Source organism: Paraburkholderia monticola, assembly GCF_001580545.1.
GTDB lineage: Bacteria > Pseudomonadota > Gammaproteobacteria > Burkholderiales > Burkholderiaceae > Paraburkholderia > Paraburkholderia monticola.
Genome location: NZ_LRBG01000037.1, coordinates 649,013 through 666,360, shown reverse-complemented (window position 1 = coordinate 666,360; position 17,348 = coordinate 649,013). Strand labels below are relative to the sequence as shown.

Genomic DNA, 17,348 nt, shown 5'->3' with positions numbered 1-17,348 from the left:
ATTGAGCCCGTCACTCAGGATCAGAAGTCGATCTTCGCATTCACGCTGACCATGCGCGGATCGCCCGGCGCGATGTAATCCGAGTACTGGAACATCCAGTAGCGGCGATTCGTGATGTTGTCGATCGCCGCGCGCAGCGTCACGTCGTGGCCGCCGATGCGCGTCATATAGTTCGCCCCGACGTTCACGATCGTGTAGCTGCCCGTCTCCAGGTCGCCCGCCGCACGCACCATCGTGCTGCCCGTGAACTTGGCGTCCGCGCCGACCTGCAGGCCCGGCACGGCGGGCACGTCGTAGGTCACGCGGCCGGCGGCGACGAACTGCGGCGCGCCAGCCACACGGTTGCCGTTGTAGGCCTGCCCCTTCGCGTACCAGGTGTCGAGCAGCATCAGGTTGCCGGTCACCTGCCAGCTGCGGCCAAGACGTACGCTGCCACCCGCTTCGAGACCTTCGTAGATCGAGTTGCCGTCCTGCACGTAGACGTTCTGGCTGTTCGCGTACGCGGCTCCACGTTCGATGCGGAACAGCGCGGCCGTCGCGCTCCAGCGCTCATGCTCGCTCTTGATGCCGAGCTCGTACTGACGCGAACGCAGCGGACGCAGCAGCGCGCCGGCGTTCGCGTAGATGTCGGCCACCATCGCGCCCTGCTCGAGCGATTCCACGTAGCTGGCGTAAAGCGTGGTGTGCGGCTCGAGCTTGTACATCAGCGCGACGGTCGGCGTCAGCACGCCGTTCTGCCCGTACGACGACGCGAGCGAGCCGTTGACGTTGTACGACTGCTGATCGTAGTTCGTGTAGCGCAGGCCCGCGAGCAGCGACCAGCGGTCCGTCAACTGGATCGTGTCGCTTGCGAACAGCGCCTTCTGCGTGATCTCGTTCGCGCGATATTTGTCGAGACCGGCGCCCGAGTAATAGCGCCATGGGTTCGGCTGATACAGGTTGCCGGGGCCCAGGGTGAAGTAGTACGACACCGCGCTGTAGTCGTTCGTCTGATACTGCCACGACGCGCCGAGCACCAGTTGATGCGTGAAGATGCCGGTCTTCACCTTGCCTTCGAACGCGCCCTGCCAGTAGATGTCCTGGTGGCCTTCGTCGCCGTTCCAGCGGCTGTCGGTGTAGTCGCCTGCCTGGTTCAGCAGCGTCAGTGTGCTTTCATTGCGGTCGCGCGCCGATTTGCTATAGCTCGCCGACGTGTTGAACGACCAGTCCGGCGTGATCTGATACCTGACGCCCGCCGTGTACAGCTGCAGGTTCGTGTTCAGATGCTGATCGGTGCCGCCTAGCAGATTGGTGCCGCCGCTGATCGGCGCGGGCAGGCTCGTGCCCGTATAGCTGCCCGTGTAGATCGCCGGGGTTTGGCCGCTCGAGCGGCTTTGCTGATAGATCGCGTCGAAGTAGACGTCGAGGTCGCGCGTGAGCTGGCCGTCGAGCGACACCGCCAGCGAATTGCGATTGATGTCGCCTGCGTTGTAGGTCTTGCCCGCCTCGTGCGTGTAGTTGATGCGCGCGCCGAACATGTCGTCCGGGCCGAAACGCCGGCTCAGGTCGACGTGCTGGCTGAATACGCTGTCCATCCGGTAGCCGGCCGACACGCTCGTCACCGGCTGATCCGCCGGTTTCTTCGTCACGTAGTTGACGACACCGCCCGGCTGCACGAAGCCGTACATGAAGCCACCCAGGCCCTTCAGCAGTTCGACGCGTTCGAGGTTTTCGTAAGGCATCGTGATGCCGTACGAGATGAACGGATTGCCGTTGATCCGAAAGCCATTCTGCCAATCGATCGGCAGGCCGCGAATCGAAATGTAGGTGGCCCACGCGCTGTACGCGTTGCTGCTGTCGGTGACGGACGCGTCGACTGCGAACACGTCGCCGAGCTTGTTCGCCTGACGATCGGCGAGTTCCTCGCCGGTCACGACGGTGGTCGAGAACGGCGTGTCGAGCTGCGAACGCGAGCCGAGCGCGCCGACCGATACGGGCGTGCTCAAGTGCATCGGCGAATCCGGCTGGGCGGCCGCGCTGACGTTGACGGCCGGTAGCGCCTGGCCGCCGCCGTCAGCCGCCGGCGCGGCCGCCGCCGCGACGCCTGAACTGGCTGCGGGCGCCGCGGCTTCCCCGCTGGCGGCGCCCTGCGCGAAAGCGGATTGCGCGGCGCCGGCAAAGGCCAGCCAGACGGCAATCTGCATGGGACGATGGAGTGTGAGCCTTGTTGAACGTGCGGTTTTTTGATTCTTCATGTCTACCAGCGAGCAAGCGCCTCCGTCGGTTGTAAATGCGAGTGATTCGCATTACGAGAGAGCGCGATGGTAGCAGAGGCTTTTGCCTTTTGAAAGGATTACGGTGAGATTCGAATGGCTTGCAGTGGTGGGGGTGCTACAGCCGTGGGTATGCACGGCTTTAGCGAGCGCGGGCCGATGAGCCACGCTGTAGAGAGGGTTTTCTGACTGGGAACACCTTGCTCCGGGCGGAGCGGGTCCGGTGGGCGGATCTTCGATCGGCTCGGAATTCCTGCCAGTGAGCTCAGACGCTCGATATCGCCGATCGCATCATGTTGATGCAGCCGAGGCCCCGTGACCTACGAGCAGGAGAGCGCGCTGACCTCGGTGGCGGAGCTGATGGGCCGGGCGCATTCCTTTGATCGCCATAGTCGCTACTCGTTAAAACTCCTCTACTTAGCGGTTCAAATCGCTGCTTTCTGAAAAAGCGCTTCCGTAAGCAACACCCAAACAGGCCGCATTTTCGAGGAGTTTCTGCTGCACATCAGGCCTTCGCCCCCCGCGATTGAACGAGCGGTTGCTTTTGTCTGCGGATGCGTCTCAGGAGCCGCATCGGTGCAACGAGGCAATACCACTGCAGCGCCGGGAAGGGATCGCTCCAACGGAAGTAGCCGTCGAAGACCTTGGTGCCAGGGGGCAGCAGATCGGACGGGGGACGGTCCGCGAAACTCGCGCGCCAAGCCACCGGTACGGTAGTGGTGCGATTGGGGATCGGCGGAAGTCCTAGTTCATGTCTGAACGCGGCGAGCGGAATGTTGACACCGGCCAGCGTCGCGATTTCTTCCTGCCAGTCCGTGCGGCCCACGGTCGGCTCGACCATGATGAATTGCTTGTAGTTGTCGTCCCACTTGTACTCGATGCTGCCCATGCCGTCGAAGCCCGACCGCTCGATGAACTTCGTCGTCAGTGGTTCGAGCGCTTCGCGCGCTTCGGGCGCGGCCACACATATCGCAGTGTTACCGACACAGGGCGGATAACTAAGCATCTTCCGGCCCGTGAACATACTGATCACCTTGCCGCCCTCGCCGCGATAGAACATCGTAAAGAAGATGTTGCTGTCGGGCCCTTCTATCCATTCCTGAACCACGATGCCGCCTGGCGATGCGAGCATTTTGGCGGCGCACTCGCGTGCTTCGCCCAACGTGTCTGCGCGCACTGCACGCTCCTTATGGCCATGAACCGCCTGACGCTTGTCGTCCGGTTTCAGCACGCAGGGATAGCGCAATTCCGACAGACGTTGCAGATCAGCCATGGTGTCCAGCACGACCGAACGCGGTACCGGAAAACCGTGCTTTTGCGCGAATTCATGAAACCTGACCTTGCTCGACAGCATGTTCACCGTGTCGTCGTCAGGAAGACGAAAGCGATACAGTGGCAAAAGTTTCTCGCGATTCTCGGAGACCGCGTGGACCGGATCTTCCTCGGTCAAAAAAAGAACAGGCCGCTCCGTAAAGCGCCGGCCGAGCTCGACCAGCTCGTCGGCAAAAGATCTGCCAATGAGGCTTTCAACATGATGGCTGCGCACGTGTCGACACCACTGACCGACGTGAAGCTTTTTTGTATCGACCGCTATGAGAGGCACCTGCGCGTGAGCGAGCGATCTCGCGACGCCCAACCCACCCAATTGCGTACCAACGATCACTGCTGCAGCCTGCTTTTCACCGTATCCGCTCGCCATGGTATCTCGTCCTGATTCCACTCAAATAATTGATTCCCCAAGCCATGTCAGTGGCATCTTCTCTCAGCGGCACGACGTGACATCCCCGGCCAATGTACGAGCCCGCGCGCACGTGCCAATATGCGCTGCCGCACACAGGCCACAAGAAAACACGGCAAAGGTGGCCGCACCAGTGCGATCACTCATCGCTGAGTGCATCGACGCGAGAGGTCCAGCCGGCGTGGCTTGGGCCATATCACCCAGAAGGAAATCGTAATAAAGTCCGGCCCCGAGCAATTTGCGTGCAACATTGATACCCGTGTCGTCCCGCCCGATGCCGCGAACGTTGTCCGAACTTGTCATGGACTGAGTCCATCCAGCCCTACTCGCGGTTCATTGAATCGGCGTGCGATAAGCATCTGACAGGAACCTGCTCGAGACCGGAATGGATTCCGAGTACGCTTTGATCTCAGCTGCGAGGCGCGGGCGAATCAGACGCCGATCGTAGCTATAAATCGAATAGACATCCCCTTCTCCGTTTCCCGGATCGTCGTTACGGATGACATACCAGAACGCCTTCTGCACCTCTGCGCGGTCCATGAGTACCTTGATCTGATCGAATACGGCAGCTTGCTCCGCGTCAGTTTTGGCGCCATTGTTCGTTTCAGTGATCCACACCTGCTTTGGTCCGTTCGTGGTCAGCGTCCCCAGAGTATCGATGAACGATTTCATCATCTTGAGATAGACGCCGCTATTGAAGTAAGCATGAACATCCACGACGTCGATTGCAGCATTCAAAGGGCTGCTCGGACTCGCCGAATAGTTTCCGACCGCCTTGATCGCATCGGTCGCTTCGATGAGCGCGTCTTTTTCCGGCGGCTTCCAGCCATCATCAGGGAAAGCGGAGTTATAAAAGTAGGAGATTCCCTGACTATGCAGCACCGCCTTGTAGCCTCGCTTCGCTTTCTCCTTCAGGACATGTCTAGCAAGGATATAAAGCTCCTTTTCGCGTTGAGGAACGTAGCCGTACGCCCCGTCAGACGCACCGTACGACGGGGCGGTCGTCGCGAATCCCCAGTTGACTTCGTTGAACAGCTCGATATCCGCAGTAAAAGGGAGCACAACATCCATCAGCGCACTCAAATACGCGGAAAAGATCGAATCGCAGAAGTCGAGCCGCGACGAGGCCTGAGTGGGCGGGTCTTGCACGCCGCGGCATTGGTAGGCACCCACCGGCGCATGCAAGCCAACCTGAAAAAGAATCTTCATCCCACGGCTTCGCGCCGCATTGAGGAGTGCTTTTTCGAATGCCACCTTTTTCGGGTCAAGCGTGCTGGCGTTCGTCATGAATTCCCAAGGCGCGCCAAGACGCACCGTGCCGACCCCCAGATCTTTGATCAAGTCCAGATCCTTGGTGCACGCGTCTATTGCCCTCTGGTCTGCGGACTGAACCGCGCAATTGACATCAATGGCAAACCGATCTGGGCCGCCCGTCATCGGTGGTGGTTGCATCGCGACGAGTTGCGCATCGGTTTGTGCTCTCGTCGCCTTTCGCACTTGCCCGAAACCCGTCGCGGGTTGCACGCAGGCCGTGAAAATCAGTGCAACGAAAATCAATGCTCGGGTCATCATCGTCCACTTCGATATCAACGCAAAGTACGGGCGGCGCCTTTTATGGCTATTTCGCTGAACGCCGAAGAAAGCTCGGCGTTCATAAAAGAGTCATTGGGGACGGGACGTTAGGCACATCGGACCTGGCAATTCCGCTTCAGTCTCCTCTTCCCGAATGAATACAACGGCTCGTTCGGTGTAGCCTCAATACAACACCCGCCGCGTCGGGCGCATTGGATTTCTCAACAAGTACCATGTAACCATGATTACGGCACGCGCAGATAACGAAGGCCCGTTCATTTCAGACAAAGTTGGCGCAGTCATGTACGTGTCATTGCACGTAGGCTCAATTTCCTTGTTACGACGTTCGTAACTGATCATCCGCGGGTATCTACCGACTGGCGTGAAGACCACACTCTCCACTGCGTCTTCGAGCCAGGTTGATGTGCAGATTACGACCTTCACCGCTGTCGACAAAAGCTGGAAAACTGTGAGTAACCTAACAGAAGGCGGACAGTCCTATGTCCCAGTATGGCGATCTGTGGACGCAAGGTTGGTTGCGACTTGAAATGATTGTCGCCTGCGAGGGCGTCGCCCCAGTCGTTACCCCACCGGATGCTATCCCCACCAGTCAGCGCACTTGGAGGCAACAATGAATAGCCGCGTCGAATTGGCACGTCCGAGCAACAAACGCTGAGTGCGTGGTTAGTTTGCCAGTGCTGGCTCAATGAAGTGCCGGCCAATGCAGTCCAAACCCGATACAGCTCCCGGAGCACGTAGCAGATGCGCTGATGTTTTCGCCGACGTTCGCAACGGCGCAAGAAGCATCGAGCGTACCAATTGCACCACTCCCCATATCGAGCACATGCAATGTGAAAGCGTGGAGGCATTATTTTGAAAACTCTCGCGGATGAAAGAGTTACCGACTGCGGCTCTGAGGATAGGGTCGTACCGCTCGTCGCTGCGCCAATGCCGCCGCGTCGCGAGCCTGCCGCGTTTTCGATCTTCCATGAACCGTGGTGGCTCGATATTGCAACTGGCGGGAACTGGGCCATGGCCAAAGTGATGCACGGCAACCAGTTGATGGGACAGTTACCTTACTGTTCAACCCGCAAGGGCGCGTTTCGAATTTCGCATCTACCCCCGCTCACGCACACACTTGGTCCAGTCGTTCAATCGCTAGGCCTCGACGGCCCACGCGAACAAAGTCATCGTCAGACCGTCACATCTGCACTGATCGAGCAGTTGCCGCATTTCGACAGTTTTTATCAGCCACTCGACGCGCGTATCGAAGATGCGCTCGCTTTTTCACTGCACGGTTTTACGGTATCTGTGCGCTACACGTTTCAGATCTCACCGGAGCGCACGATCTGCCAAGTGTGGGACACGATGCACAGTAAGACCAGAAACGTCATCCGTAGTGCTGAAAAAAACTTGACCGTTGCGCCGATCGCCACGCCCGCGGAATTCCTGCGGTTCTATGAGGCGAATCTGTCCGGACGTTCGCGCCAGAACGCTTACGGACGCGTAATGAATCAACTCGTCAACGCCTTCGTTGAGCGACAAACCGGCCATCTTCTGGGCGCGTACTCTACCGACGGGCGGCTCGTCGCCGCCATCGGTCTCGTGTGGGACCAGCATGCGATGTACTACCTGCTGTCGTCTCGTGAAGACAAAGCACACAGCGGCGCCATCAGCCTGTTGATCTGGAAGGCGATTCAGCAGGCGATCGAGCGCAAACTGACATTCGATGTCGACGGTTTCTACGACCGCGGCACCTGCAAGTTTCTGGAAGGATTAGGCGGTACGCTCAAACAGCGTCTCTGTGTTGAGCGCGCCGGTACGATGTTTTCCGTCGCGCGCGTTCTCAGGCAACGGTTCATGCGCGACGCCCGTAGTGGGTTTTCTGCTCTCAGCCGTTGAGCGAGTCCGGGCAGAAACAGTGGAATCCTGTGTTCCTTCCTGAACGTAGTTCCCTCGGTTTTTTCTCCTGCGAAAGATGGGTTTCGATCGATACACCACGCAACCAGCAAAGCGGAAGTGCCAGCTTGGAGGAGCGATGTTCGCATCCCTGGTCCGCAGCGTGGCCTGCTAGAAACAGGCGACTCGAAGAAGGCGGCAAACCGCATCTAATGCTGAACCGGTGAGAAGAAATAACGGGGGCCAAATATCTTTGCGAGGAAGGTATGACTAACGCACTGTTCTTGATGCAGGATCTGCGGGGCGGCGGTGCAGAACTCGTGACTCTGAACGTGGTGAGTGGAATCATTGCGCGCGGAGGAAAGGCGCGAATCCATACCTTCAGCGAGAAGCGTACCGACCACGCGCTGCCGGAAAATCTCGCGCGCGTGGGAAAGTCGGTCTTCCCCGCCAGCGGCGGCTCCGCGACCTCTCTCTGGCGCGCCCTGCGTGGGGCGAGCGTAATTGTCGGGTCCCTTGAGATCAAGACTCATCTGGCCGCAGTGTTGTTTGGCGCGATCTTTCGCAAACCCGTCGTTCTCTGGCTGCATAAGGATCTGGTGGTGTTTCTCGAGAGCAAGGGCGCCCTCCAGCGTGTCGTCTACAAGGCGCTCTTCGGCTTGAACCTGCGCTTCTCCCAGCAAACCATCACCGTGAGCGAAGGCGTGGCGAAGCGCCTGCGGTCTATGTTCCCGGCTCACGCCTCGCGTATCGTCTGTATCTATAACCCGATCGACATCCCCCGCATCGACAGCCACATGGCGGACGCGCTCGAGGCACCACCATGGATGAAGAAGCCCTTTGTACTGTCGGTTGGGCGCCTCACCCGGGAGAAAGGCTTTGACCTCTTGATCCACGCGTTCGCCCAGCTCTCAAAGCGCGTTCCGGGTGTTGATCTCGTCATTCTGGGTCAAGGTAACGAGCGCGAGGCACTCGAGCGGCTAACGAACGAACTCGGCATCGCGGACCGCGTGCATCTTCCGGGCTTTACCAGCCCGCATCATGCGATGGCACGAGCATCACTGTTCGTTACCTCCTCGCGCTTCGAGGGCCTGTCGCTTGTACTGATCGAGGCCCTCTACCACGGCGCGCGCATCGTCTCCACTGATTGCCCGGTCGGACCACGCGAGGTGCTCGATGGCGGTCGTTACGGGGTGCTGACAGCCAACGAGGCCATCAACGAACTGGCGGATGCGATGGTGCGCGAATTGACGACCTCTGATGCCGACGGGGCCAAAGAAACTCGCCGCGCACGCGCCAAAAGCTTTTCGTTTGATCGCATCCTGCCGGAATGGGAGCGTCTGCTGAACAACGTATGAATTCACCTGGCGCTACCAATGAGGGCGCCCCCGTTACGCCGTTGCGATCAAGCGACTATCAGTCGAGCATGGACGGGTTTCGCAAGATTGACCTGCGCGGCCGCTAGAGCGAACTTTCCTAAGCGACGAAGCTCGCAGTGGTCTGTATCCGGCCGGCTTGCGTGCACATTCGAGCAGAGCCGGTGCCGCACTGGACTAGTTGGTTTCGGCTGGTCGCGAAGATCATTTGCGTCCCTCTGATTGCCAATTCCTTCTTGCAACGGCATCACGATCAGCGCGTACGCATTATCGGCGTCGATGAGCGAGAGCCCGCGGCGCTGCTGCAACGCGGCGTTGCGGCTCGAGTCCGAGCCGCAGAACGAAAAACACGATCAGTGGCGAAATAGGCGAAAGATGTCGCAGGAATGATCCGTAATCCGGTTCAAAAATAGCTTGCGTTACGACGAAACTCACCAGTAGGCAAAGACAAAGCCTCTCAAATCCGCGCCTCGCCGCATACGACGTCGCGACCGCCCGATAGCGAAACGACAGCATTCCGAACGTGAGACAAAGGCCAACTCCCCCGAGCATCTGCATCGCATTGCCCGAAGCGATCAACCGTAGTGGCACGATGAAAGTCACCAGCGTAATGGCGGCGTTCGCGACGCCGACGACAATCCCGTTGCCTGCAATGAAGGGCATGATGATCGAGGCGGTGTCGTTCACGTCGCGCCATTCGTTGACGCTCTGCCTCGCAAAACCCAGCGGTTCGCCAAGGGCTGCCTGAAATCCGACAGCGACGACCACAAACACAAAGAGCGAAAACAGGAGCAGTGATATCGGTCTTCTGAAACCTGTTGGCGCGAGATAGAGGCATACGGTCGCCGACAGTACGATTCCCCAATACGATCTGAAGTAGACAGCGATCAACCCTGCGAGCACCACAAAAATCGGCAGAATTGCACGGGACGAGCTGTAAAACAGCAACAGCAACACCAGGATCGAAATGACAATTTCTTTCGAAGGAAGGCCGATATATACCGTCTGATTGACAAGCCAGAATGCTACAAGGCAGAACTCTGCGGGCTTTAACGCAGTGACCCCGGAACGCCAGATGGCGAAAAACATGCTGAAGCTCGCCGCGAGAAATCCGAGCAATGAAATTGTGAAATCGCGCAGGCCGAAAAAGTTGAAGACCCACGCGAGATTCGCGAACGAGTCTCCAAACGCCTCGAATGACGCGCCGCTTTTCATCATCTGGAGAATTCCCGCCGCATCCAACAAAAAGCGCGCGGGCAGCGCGCTCTCGTGCGCTGCGGAGAGAGCACACAGTGCGATGAACAGAATGAGCCAGACGGCGGCTGACACCCCTGGACTCGCATTCCTGCCGATCACGCCAGGAACCTTTACAATTCGCATCCCGACTCCTTACAAAACGTCGCGGACTGGCTCGTGGTCGAGCAACCAGCTTTACTGCACCGCGGCTTCCCGAGCGCCCGAATCATGATGCCCCGAGCCCAGGTCGGCGCACTGGGTAAGCCGCGGGTTGCGCACTGATTTTCAGCGCCTGGTACGTACCCACGCAGGTGATGACCGTTCCGCCCAGGCTGATCAGTACCAGCGTGTGGATAAAGCTGACGCCAAAAACCTGCGCCATCGCCAGACTCACCACGATTAATAGGGCATTGGCGATCTGATTTGCCAACTCGACCTTTTGCCGGTTGGCGACCACGAATACCTGTGACATCGAACTGTAGATCACCGTGCTGATGAAGTTCGGAACGAAGATCGCATAGACCGTCATTGACGGGTCCCAATCGTTCCCCATCTTCAGGTTAATGATCAGCTCCAGGCCCGCATAGCATGCCGCTACGAGGGCGAAACCGGTCAGCGTCAGCATGATGAAGAACTGCTTTGAAGGATTCGTCCCGGTCTTTTTGTCGTTGGCGAAGTAATCGACCAGATCACGACGGAACACACCCCCAAGGCTTTGTGACAACAGCGACGCGGGAAAGAAGCCCACCCGGTACGCAAGCGCGAAGATACCTGCGTCCCGGTTACCGAACACAATAGGAATCAGAATACCGGATGCATAGATCACGAATGAGTTCAGCGTGATGATCGGAAAGCCGTATTTGGCGTACTGGATCTGCAGCGAGGAGAACTTCATGAAGGCCGAAGGGATCATCCCGCGCGCAGACCACAGGTAACCGGCGGCAAATGCACCGCTCAGGACGAGAAAGATCCAGCAATAAATGTTGAATACACTGGTGCCAGTGCACTTGCCTGACGAAACCGCCATCAGGCCAACGAAAAAAACGGCAAACATCGCATTCGGCAAAAACCGGATTACCGCGATCTTCGTGTATTTTCTTTCGCTAATCAGTGATGCGCACAGCGCCTGCTGCAAAAACACGCCTAACGCGAGACCGAGAACGGGTAGGTATTCTGGGTGACCGGCCGCCATGGTGGTCACCGCGAGCGCGAGGCTGATGAGGGTTGCGACCGAACTGGAGCTCATCATTGCACGCACCGCAAGCGCCTTGTCCGCTGCGAGGCAGGCGCTGTCCAGACGTAACCCGATCACCGTGCCGACAAAAAGTCCCCCGGCCATCAGCTGATTGAAGTGGCCAAGTTCCGTGGGGCCGCAATACTTTCCGATCAATAGAATCGAAACGAAATTGAGCGCCTGGCTTATCACCACTCCAGCGATACTTACAAACGAGTGCCTGATATTCACGATTGAAATGTCGTAGATGGAATGCGACCTGACTGACTTCCTGTTCCAGGTTCATGGCAGGCTCCTGACTGTGCTCAACACGCAATACCGCTACGGACACTGCGCCACCATGAAAAATCAACGTCAGACTTGGTCGGGGACCCCTGTAAGCTCGAACTGGGCGCTTGCTATCGCTGCCACAATATTCCCCGACTCACAGCTAGCCCTTGGGCGTTTCCGCTTTGGGAGGCAAAGCCTCGAGATAGGAGGCATTGCGATACAGGCCGGCGCGCGCGGTCCGCGTATAGCGATAGATATCCATGTCGATGCCGTTCAAGATCACACCCTTCACGTGGGCATTCGCCTGCTTGAGTTGCTTCACCGCCTCCACGACCTCTGCAATTGACGTCGTTTCAAAGCGCGTCACGAGCATGACGGTGCCGCAGCAATTCGCGAGCGCCGCAGCGTCCGACACGGCAAGGACCGGCGGAGTGTCGATCAGCACAATGTCGTATTCATTCGTCTTCGCCAGAAATTGCTGCATGCGCTTCGTCAGCAGCAGTTCGGCAGGATTCTCCGGTATGGCTCCACGTGGGACGAAATCGAGGCCTGGCCGCACCTCACGGATGATGTCCGACTCCGGCATTTCGTCCGACGACAGGTAGTCAGCCAAACCTGGTTGCGAATCGACGCCATAGTATCGTTCGAGATGACCTCTGCGCAGGTCCGCGTCGATCAACAGTACCCGCTTTCCACCCGTGGCGACCACTGCCGCCAGGTTCGCCGAAAGGAACGACTTGCCCACATGTTCTGTCGGGCCAGTCAGCAACACACGATTGTTGCCCAACTCCGATTCGCACATGGCGAAATGCAGTGCCGTTCTCAGCCGGCGCAAACTTTCGATTGATGCGTCGCGCGGGAACTCGCTCGCAAGCAGGAACCCCTTATCGTCAGTCAGGCTAGGCGCCTTGCCAATTCGCGCGACGTTCACCTGCGACAGCGGCACATTCGCATAAACGTTCAAGCCAGTTTGTTCCTCGATCTCCTGCGCATCCGTCACGCCCCGATAGAGCACGTGGCGCGCGAAAGCGGCGACTACACCGAGAAACAACCCGCCCAACCCCGCGCAGACAATGATGAAAAGCTTGTCCGGCCTGATCGGGTACTTCGACGCCACGGGGCTATCGATCATCCGGACCGTTCCCACTTTACCGGCGCGCACCAGCTTGAGCTGCTGCATGTTGTTCAACATGCCGACGTAAAGCTCATTGTCGACAGTCACGTCACGGGTAAGGCGCACCGCGTTCTGTTCCAGATCAGGAAGCCCGTGCTGCTGCTGGGACATCGTTTCGAGCGAGTCGCTCACCATTGCGATTTCGTGGTCGACCGCCTGGATCGCGGGATGGCCCGGCGCGTAGATCGCGCTCAGTTGCGCGCGCTTTTGCTTCAATTCGAGCAGGTTGCGCTGCGCAGCAACGCTCTGATCCAGATAAGCCTTGCCCTGCTCGCTGAGATCAAACACGCCCTTCCGGTTGCGCATCTCGTTGTACCGGTCTTCGGCGCGCTCGAGATCGGCCTTGAGTTGAGGCAGCAGATCGCTTAGAAATGCGAGCGACTTTTCGGCCTCTTCCGCCTTCCGCTTTACATTCTGGTCAACATAAACATGGCCAATCTCAGCCAGTGTTTGCGCGGTCAACAACCGGTCTGATCCCGTCAGGGAAGCGGCGATGATGCCGCTGTCCTTGCTACCTTTCTGCGCGATCTTAAGCCTGTCTTGCAGGCGTTCGACGGTTTTTTCGCGGTTCTCTTTTCTCAGCGTGAACTCGGTGCCGGGCCTCGCGTTGAGCGAATCAATGCTGAGCTTGACCAGACCCTCGGCATGATTCACCTGGAGCGTTTCACCCACGCGTCCTTCGACCGCCTTATCGAGGTTGGACTGTTCAAGTCGGTAACGGCCATTGCCTAGCGCAGTGACGATGAACTTCTCACCCTCCAAAAATTCAGGAACGTCGAAGCTGGCGACTTTCAACGACTCGTCGCCCCACGCATATCCGCTTCCTTTGAGGATGGCCGGTTCGGACATCTTTTTGGCGTGCCGAGCCAGCCAGTCTCCGATCAGCGGAAGGCGCCGCGGCTTTGCGTCGATATCGAGCCCCAGTTCATCAACGGCTCTTCCAATCACCATTCTCGACTGGAGGATTTCCATTTCACCTGTGGCTTCTGTCTTGACGTCGAACATGCTGGACACGTCGCCCAATGGACTTTTGGCGGCATTGGCCGCCATCGTGTCTTCAACCTGAATGAGGATATTGGCCTGATACACAGGCGGCGCGAGAAATGCATAGGCGATACCGAGGACGAGTACGCCGCTGGCAATGCCACCGACCAGCCAGCGGTTCGCCACGAGCACGTCGACATAGCGCGAAAGACTGACATCCTCACTTCGGATAACAGTGGCATTCCCAAACGAATGGCTCTGGTTCATCGAAACTCCAGCCGGTGTATGAAAAGTCAGACCTTTGATTGGGTGAGCCACGTAAGCCGCGTGCCCAATCGCTTCTTAAGACTGAGAGCCTCACCGGCGCCCTCGGGCACCGGGAGTGTCATGGCGTGCCGTAGACGAACAAGCCAACACTGCTCGGCCTTGAACGGTTACCTGCCGCGCTCAGGAACAGCAAACAGTCTATTCACCCATCAATCCATCAGGCTATCCAATACCCACCGCACGCTATGTACGCTGCCGCACAACTTCTCGGTGCCGATGGCAAACTTCATAAAGATTTCCGCAGATCTTGCTGGTACTGCCTCACAACGCGCCCGAAGATTCGTCTTGCTTCTGAACTCCGTGGTGAGTCAATCGCTGAGCACCGGATGGGCGTTACGAATACGGTTCAGCTGCACCGAATAAAGCCGCACCATGTTGGCGAAGAAACGATCCTCACTGAATCTGCTGCTAGCTTCCTGCTGAGCGCGTCGCGATAGATTTTTCCGGAAACCATCGTCCCTCAAGATCCTTGAAATAAGCGCGGTCGCCTGCGGCGCCGTCCGGTATAGGACACCGGTAGAATCATGATGAACGGTATCGATATTGCCAGCGCACTCTGAGGCCACGACGGGCGTGCCGAGCGCCATTGCTTCTATCAGCGAGACCGGCATACCTTCCCACGAAGCAGTCGACAGATAGATATCCGCGTGCGCGACCGCATCGATAGCATCAGCACGCGTGAGCCAACCTGTCACACGCACGCCGGCGTCTTCAAGTGTCCTTCTCAGAGATGCGTCACCGTCGCCTATCCACAGGAAATCGACGTCTTCGCGCTCGAAAGAACGGGCAATCTCAGCAAATAACCGAGGATTCTTTTGCACACGAATGCCGCCGACCGTCACGATTCGTGGCCTCTTTTTCGACCGGTCTTGAATCGTGCCAGGTTGACGATTTTCAGGCGGGAAAGCGACTGCGCAGTCGATCGCATTCTCCACCAACACTGCCTCTCGTCGAAGGTAACGGCGAATGGCGGAGCATTCGCTCTCCGAACAACCAACGTAGGCGCAATTCTTCAAGCCGGCGAGCCATTCCAGAGCAGCGAAACAATAGCGCTTTACCTCGCCAACGTCCGTCCGCATAAAAGAGATGCAATGTGGGCTATATAGGAAGGCCGTTTCCGGCAGCGCGAACAAAGTTGACACTCGCCCGAGGAAACCAGCGAATGACGAGTGCATGTGCACGACGTCCGGTTTCAAGTGAATGATTTGCTTACGCAACTCCGTCATAATGCTTGTCACAGGGGGTCCTTTCATCTGGACATATTGCAATATGACATCACGATGAAACATCGCACGTAAATTCTTCGGCGTTTCGTCGCGCACTGAATAAATCACATAAACCTCGTGACCTTCCTTGGCGAGGCGCGTGGCAAGAGTACTTACAACTGCAAGCGTTCCCGTTGCGGTCGATTCAATCACGTGGGCGACTTTCATAACGTACGTCTCGGAATGGATGAACCCTAGCGGAACACGTCGCCGATCGGTCTTGGCGGTCGCGCCGATATGAAAAGGAACCGGGCAGGTCAGTAGGCGCCGTCTTTGGCGAATACGACTCTGACGGTTCGCAGCAGAATCCACACATCAAATGCCAGCGAGCGATTCGTTGCGTATTTGACGTCAAGCGAAACACGGGTCGGATAGTCGACATCATTGCGGCCGCTGACCTGCCACAAGCCCGTGATCCCTGGCTTTAAAGCAAGGTAATAATGAACATTGTGACCATAGCGCACCAGTTCCTTTTGTACGATCGGGCGCGGGCCAACCAGGCTCATATCGCCGCGCAATACATTCCAGAGCTGCGGTAGCTCATCGAGGCTGGTTTTTCGCAAAAATCGGCCAACGGGTGTCACACGAATATCATTTTTCAGTTTGAAATCGCGGTCCCATTCCGCCCGAGCTTGCGAATCTGTCGCCAGCAGTTTGGCAAGGACCGCATCTGAATCCATTACCATTGAACGGAATTTCAGGCACTTGAACGTTCGCCCTCCTCGGCCAATCCGCGGGTGACCATATAAGGCATTTCCGTGATCGCGCTTGACCAGCAGCGCAATGATGACAAAAACTGGGAAGAGCAGGAAAAGGAGAACGGACGCTCCACAGACATCCATGGTCCTCTTCGCTGCGTTACCGCGCCAATTTAATCGGGGTTTTACGTTTGCGGAATTTGATTCATCCGAAGCATAGCGCTGTGACTTGACATGGATGCACGCGCCTTTTACTCCCTGTTCCCGGGCGGCGTCGGAATCGAACATGTTGTCTCCTATATGGTCGTAATCGGCCTTCCAAGGGACGAAAGGTAGGCCTTGAAAGGAAACGTCGCAATCTTTTCGGATAGGATGGAATGAAACTGCGCAGGCCGGCACTGGTCATTCCAGGGGTCAAGTATCGGCGACCGACGGCATTCACTAATGCGCGCTACCGCACATTGAAGGTAGATATTCCCGCTCGGTAGAATATCGTCATAGCAGTCTTACCCATGGATGCGCGCCAAACTCGAATGAGATGCCGCCTAAAAGCAAGATGCTTCAAGTGGGAATGAGAACCGCGAGCCACGAGTTAAAGAGGCGGTGCTGAGACTCGAATACTTGACTCGTATGGTTTGGCTCAGCTATCTGCAGGTTAACTAACCGGTGCAGACCATCAGTTGACTTTGGGGCGAAAGCAATAACACAAATAGCGCCCACGGCCGCTGCGCGCAAGGGCCCACGGCATCGACCTCCACGCTATGCAATAGCATGGGCTCTTCTGATGCAACGTTGATCGTCACCTTTGCAGGTGATCGCTGGTGATTTACAACTAATCGGGTTTACCTAGATCGACAATTCTCGAACGCGGAAAGGCTGCTGTCTTATGATCCGAAGATTCTATTGATATCGATTCCGTCGCTACAAACTCGTCAGCATCGCAGCACTGCGCCGAGCATGCGGTGGATCTGCGGTCTGCTCGATCCACCACCATCGCCATTACCCTTCCGCCCCGTTTTACTTGATGCCAGTCAATGTCACGCTTCCAGTCATTTTCCCATTTGGGTTTGCTCCTGCTTGCTAGATAGCTCCTGGCTATCGTCAGTCGACTCTCTTGCACGCGCCACGCAAAGTGCACACGCAAACACACCAATAGCGACGCCGATCAAGAGGCACGCCGCATGTGTCAGAATAGTTACCATCAACCCTCCGATCTTCGCGAAACCGTTTAATACACTGGCAACATGCGTTAAACGGTTGAGCCAGCCAAAGCTACGCTCGACAATTCAGCGCCGGGAAGCAAAGGAAGACTCTCTTAGTTTT

10 protein-coding genes and 1 pseudogene are annotated in these 17,348 nt (G+C 57.4%); 3 read left to right on the top strand and 8 right to left on the bottom strand.

Going from position 1 to position 17,348, the window contains the following annotated elements:
* Nucleotides 1-20: 20 nt before the first annotated feature.
* Nucleotides 21-2,183 carry a TonB-dependent siderophore receptor gene (locus tag CI15_RS26930; RefSeq protein WP_062133740.1) on the bottom strand — a complete coding sequence of 721 codons (2,163 nt, stop codon included), beginning with the start codon at nucleotides 2,181-2,183 and terminating at the stop codon, nucleotides 21-23.
* A gap of 384 nt (nucleotides 2,184-2,567) precedes the next feature.
* On the opposite strand from CI15_RS26930, the gene CI15_RS38105 reads away from it, so the two are divergent.
* Nucleotides 2,568-2,696, top strand: a complete 129-nt coding sequence (locus CI15_RS38105) for a hypothetical protein (protein ID WP_277621117.1) — start codon at nucleotides 2,568-2,570, stop codon at nucleotides 2,694-2,696.
* A 61-nt stretch (nucleotides 2,697-2,757) separates the two neighbouring features.
* On the opposite strand, the gene CI15_RS26925 is transcribed toward CI15_RS38105, so the two are convergent.
* Both CI15_RS26925 and CI15_RS26920 read right to left on the bottom strand, forming a co-directional pair.
* A complete protein-coding gene (locus CI15_RS26925; protein WP_174543264.1) occupies nucleotides 2,758-3,951 on the bottom strand; it encodes a carboxylate--amine ligase in 1,194 nt (397 codons plus the stop codon).
* Nucleotides 3,952-4,323: 372 nt separating this feature from the next.
* Nucleotides 4,324-5,562 (bottom strand): alpha-amylase family protein, encoded by a 1,239-nt coding sequence (locus CI15_RS26920; RefSeq protein WP_241495945.1) that lies wholly within the window; start codon nucleotides 5,560-5,562, stop codon nucleotides 4,324-4,326.
* Between the two features lie 873 nt (nucleotides 5,563-6,435).
* On the opposite strand from CI15_RS26920, the gene CI15_RS26915 reads away from it, so the two are divergent.
* Both CI15_RS26915 and CI15_RS26910 read left to right on the top strand, forming a co-directional pair.
* The gene (locus tag CI15_RS26915) at nucleotides 6,436-7,464 is read left to right on the top strand and encodes a GNAT family N-acetyltransferase (protein WP_062133737.1); all 1,029 of its coding nucleotides are present in this window, start codon (nucleotides 6,436-6,438) and stop codon (nucleotides 7,462-7,464) included.
* Nucleotides 7,465-7,727: 263 nt separating this feature from the next.
* Nucleotides 7,728-8,819: a glycosyltransferase gene (locus tag CI15_RS26910; RefSeq protein WP_062133734.1), complete on the top strand. Its 1,092-nt coding sequence runs from the start codon at nucleotides 7,728-7,730 to the stop codon at nucleotides 8,817-8,819.
* A 285-nt stretch (nucleotides 8,820-9,104) separates the two neighbouring features.
* Here CI15_RS26910 and CI15_RS26905 read toward each other — a convergent pair whose 3' ends face one another.
* From CI15_RS26905 to CI15_RS26885, 5 genes and pseudogenes are all read right to left on the bottom strand, one after another.
* Nucleotides 9,105-10,217 (bottom strand): hypothetical protein, encoded by a 1,113-nt coding sequence (locus tag CI15_RS26905; RefSeq protein ID WP_062133731.1) that lies wholly within the window; start codon nucleotides 10,215-10,217, stop codon nucleotides 9,105-9,107.
* Nucleotides 10,218-10,299: 82 nt separating this feature from the next.
* On the bottom strand, nucleotides 10,300-11,538 hold the full coding sequence (locus CI15_RS26900; protein WP_062133728.1) for a lipopolysaccharide biosynthesis protein: 1,239 nt from the start codon (nucleotides 11,536-11,538) through the stop codon (nucleotides 10,300-10,302).
* Nucleotides 11,539-11,737: 199 nt separating this feature from the next.
* Entirely contained in the window at nucleotides 11,738-14,002 is a 2,265-nt protein-coding gene (locus CI15_RS26895) for a polysaccharide biosynthesis tyrosine autokinase (RefSeq protein ID WP_062133725.1), read from the bottom strand.
* Nucleotides 14,003-14,370: 368 nt separating this feature from the next.
* Nucleotides 14,371-15,495 carry a glycosyltransferase family 4 protein gene (locus tag CI15_RS26890; RefSeq protein WP_062133721.1) on the bottom strand — a complete coding sequence of 375 codons (1,125 nt, stop codon included), beginning with the start codon at nucleotides 15,493-15,495 and terminating at the stop codon, nucleotides 14,371-14,373.
* 89 nt (nucleotides 15,496-15,584) lie between these two features.
* Nucleotides 15,585-16,274 (bottom strand): annotated as a pseudogene (locus CI15_RS26885) (sugar transferase); the annotation flags it as partial.
* Between the last annotated feature and the right edge of the window lie 1,074 nt (nucleotides 16,275-17,348).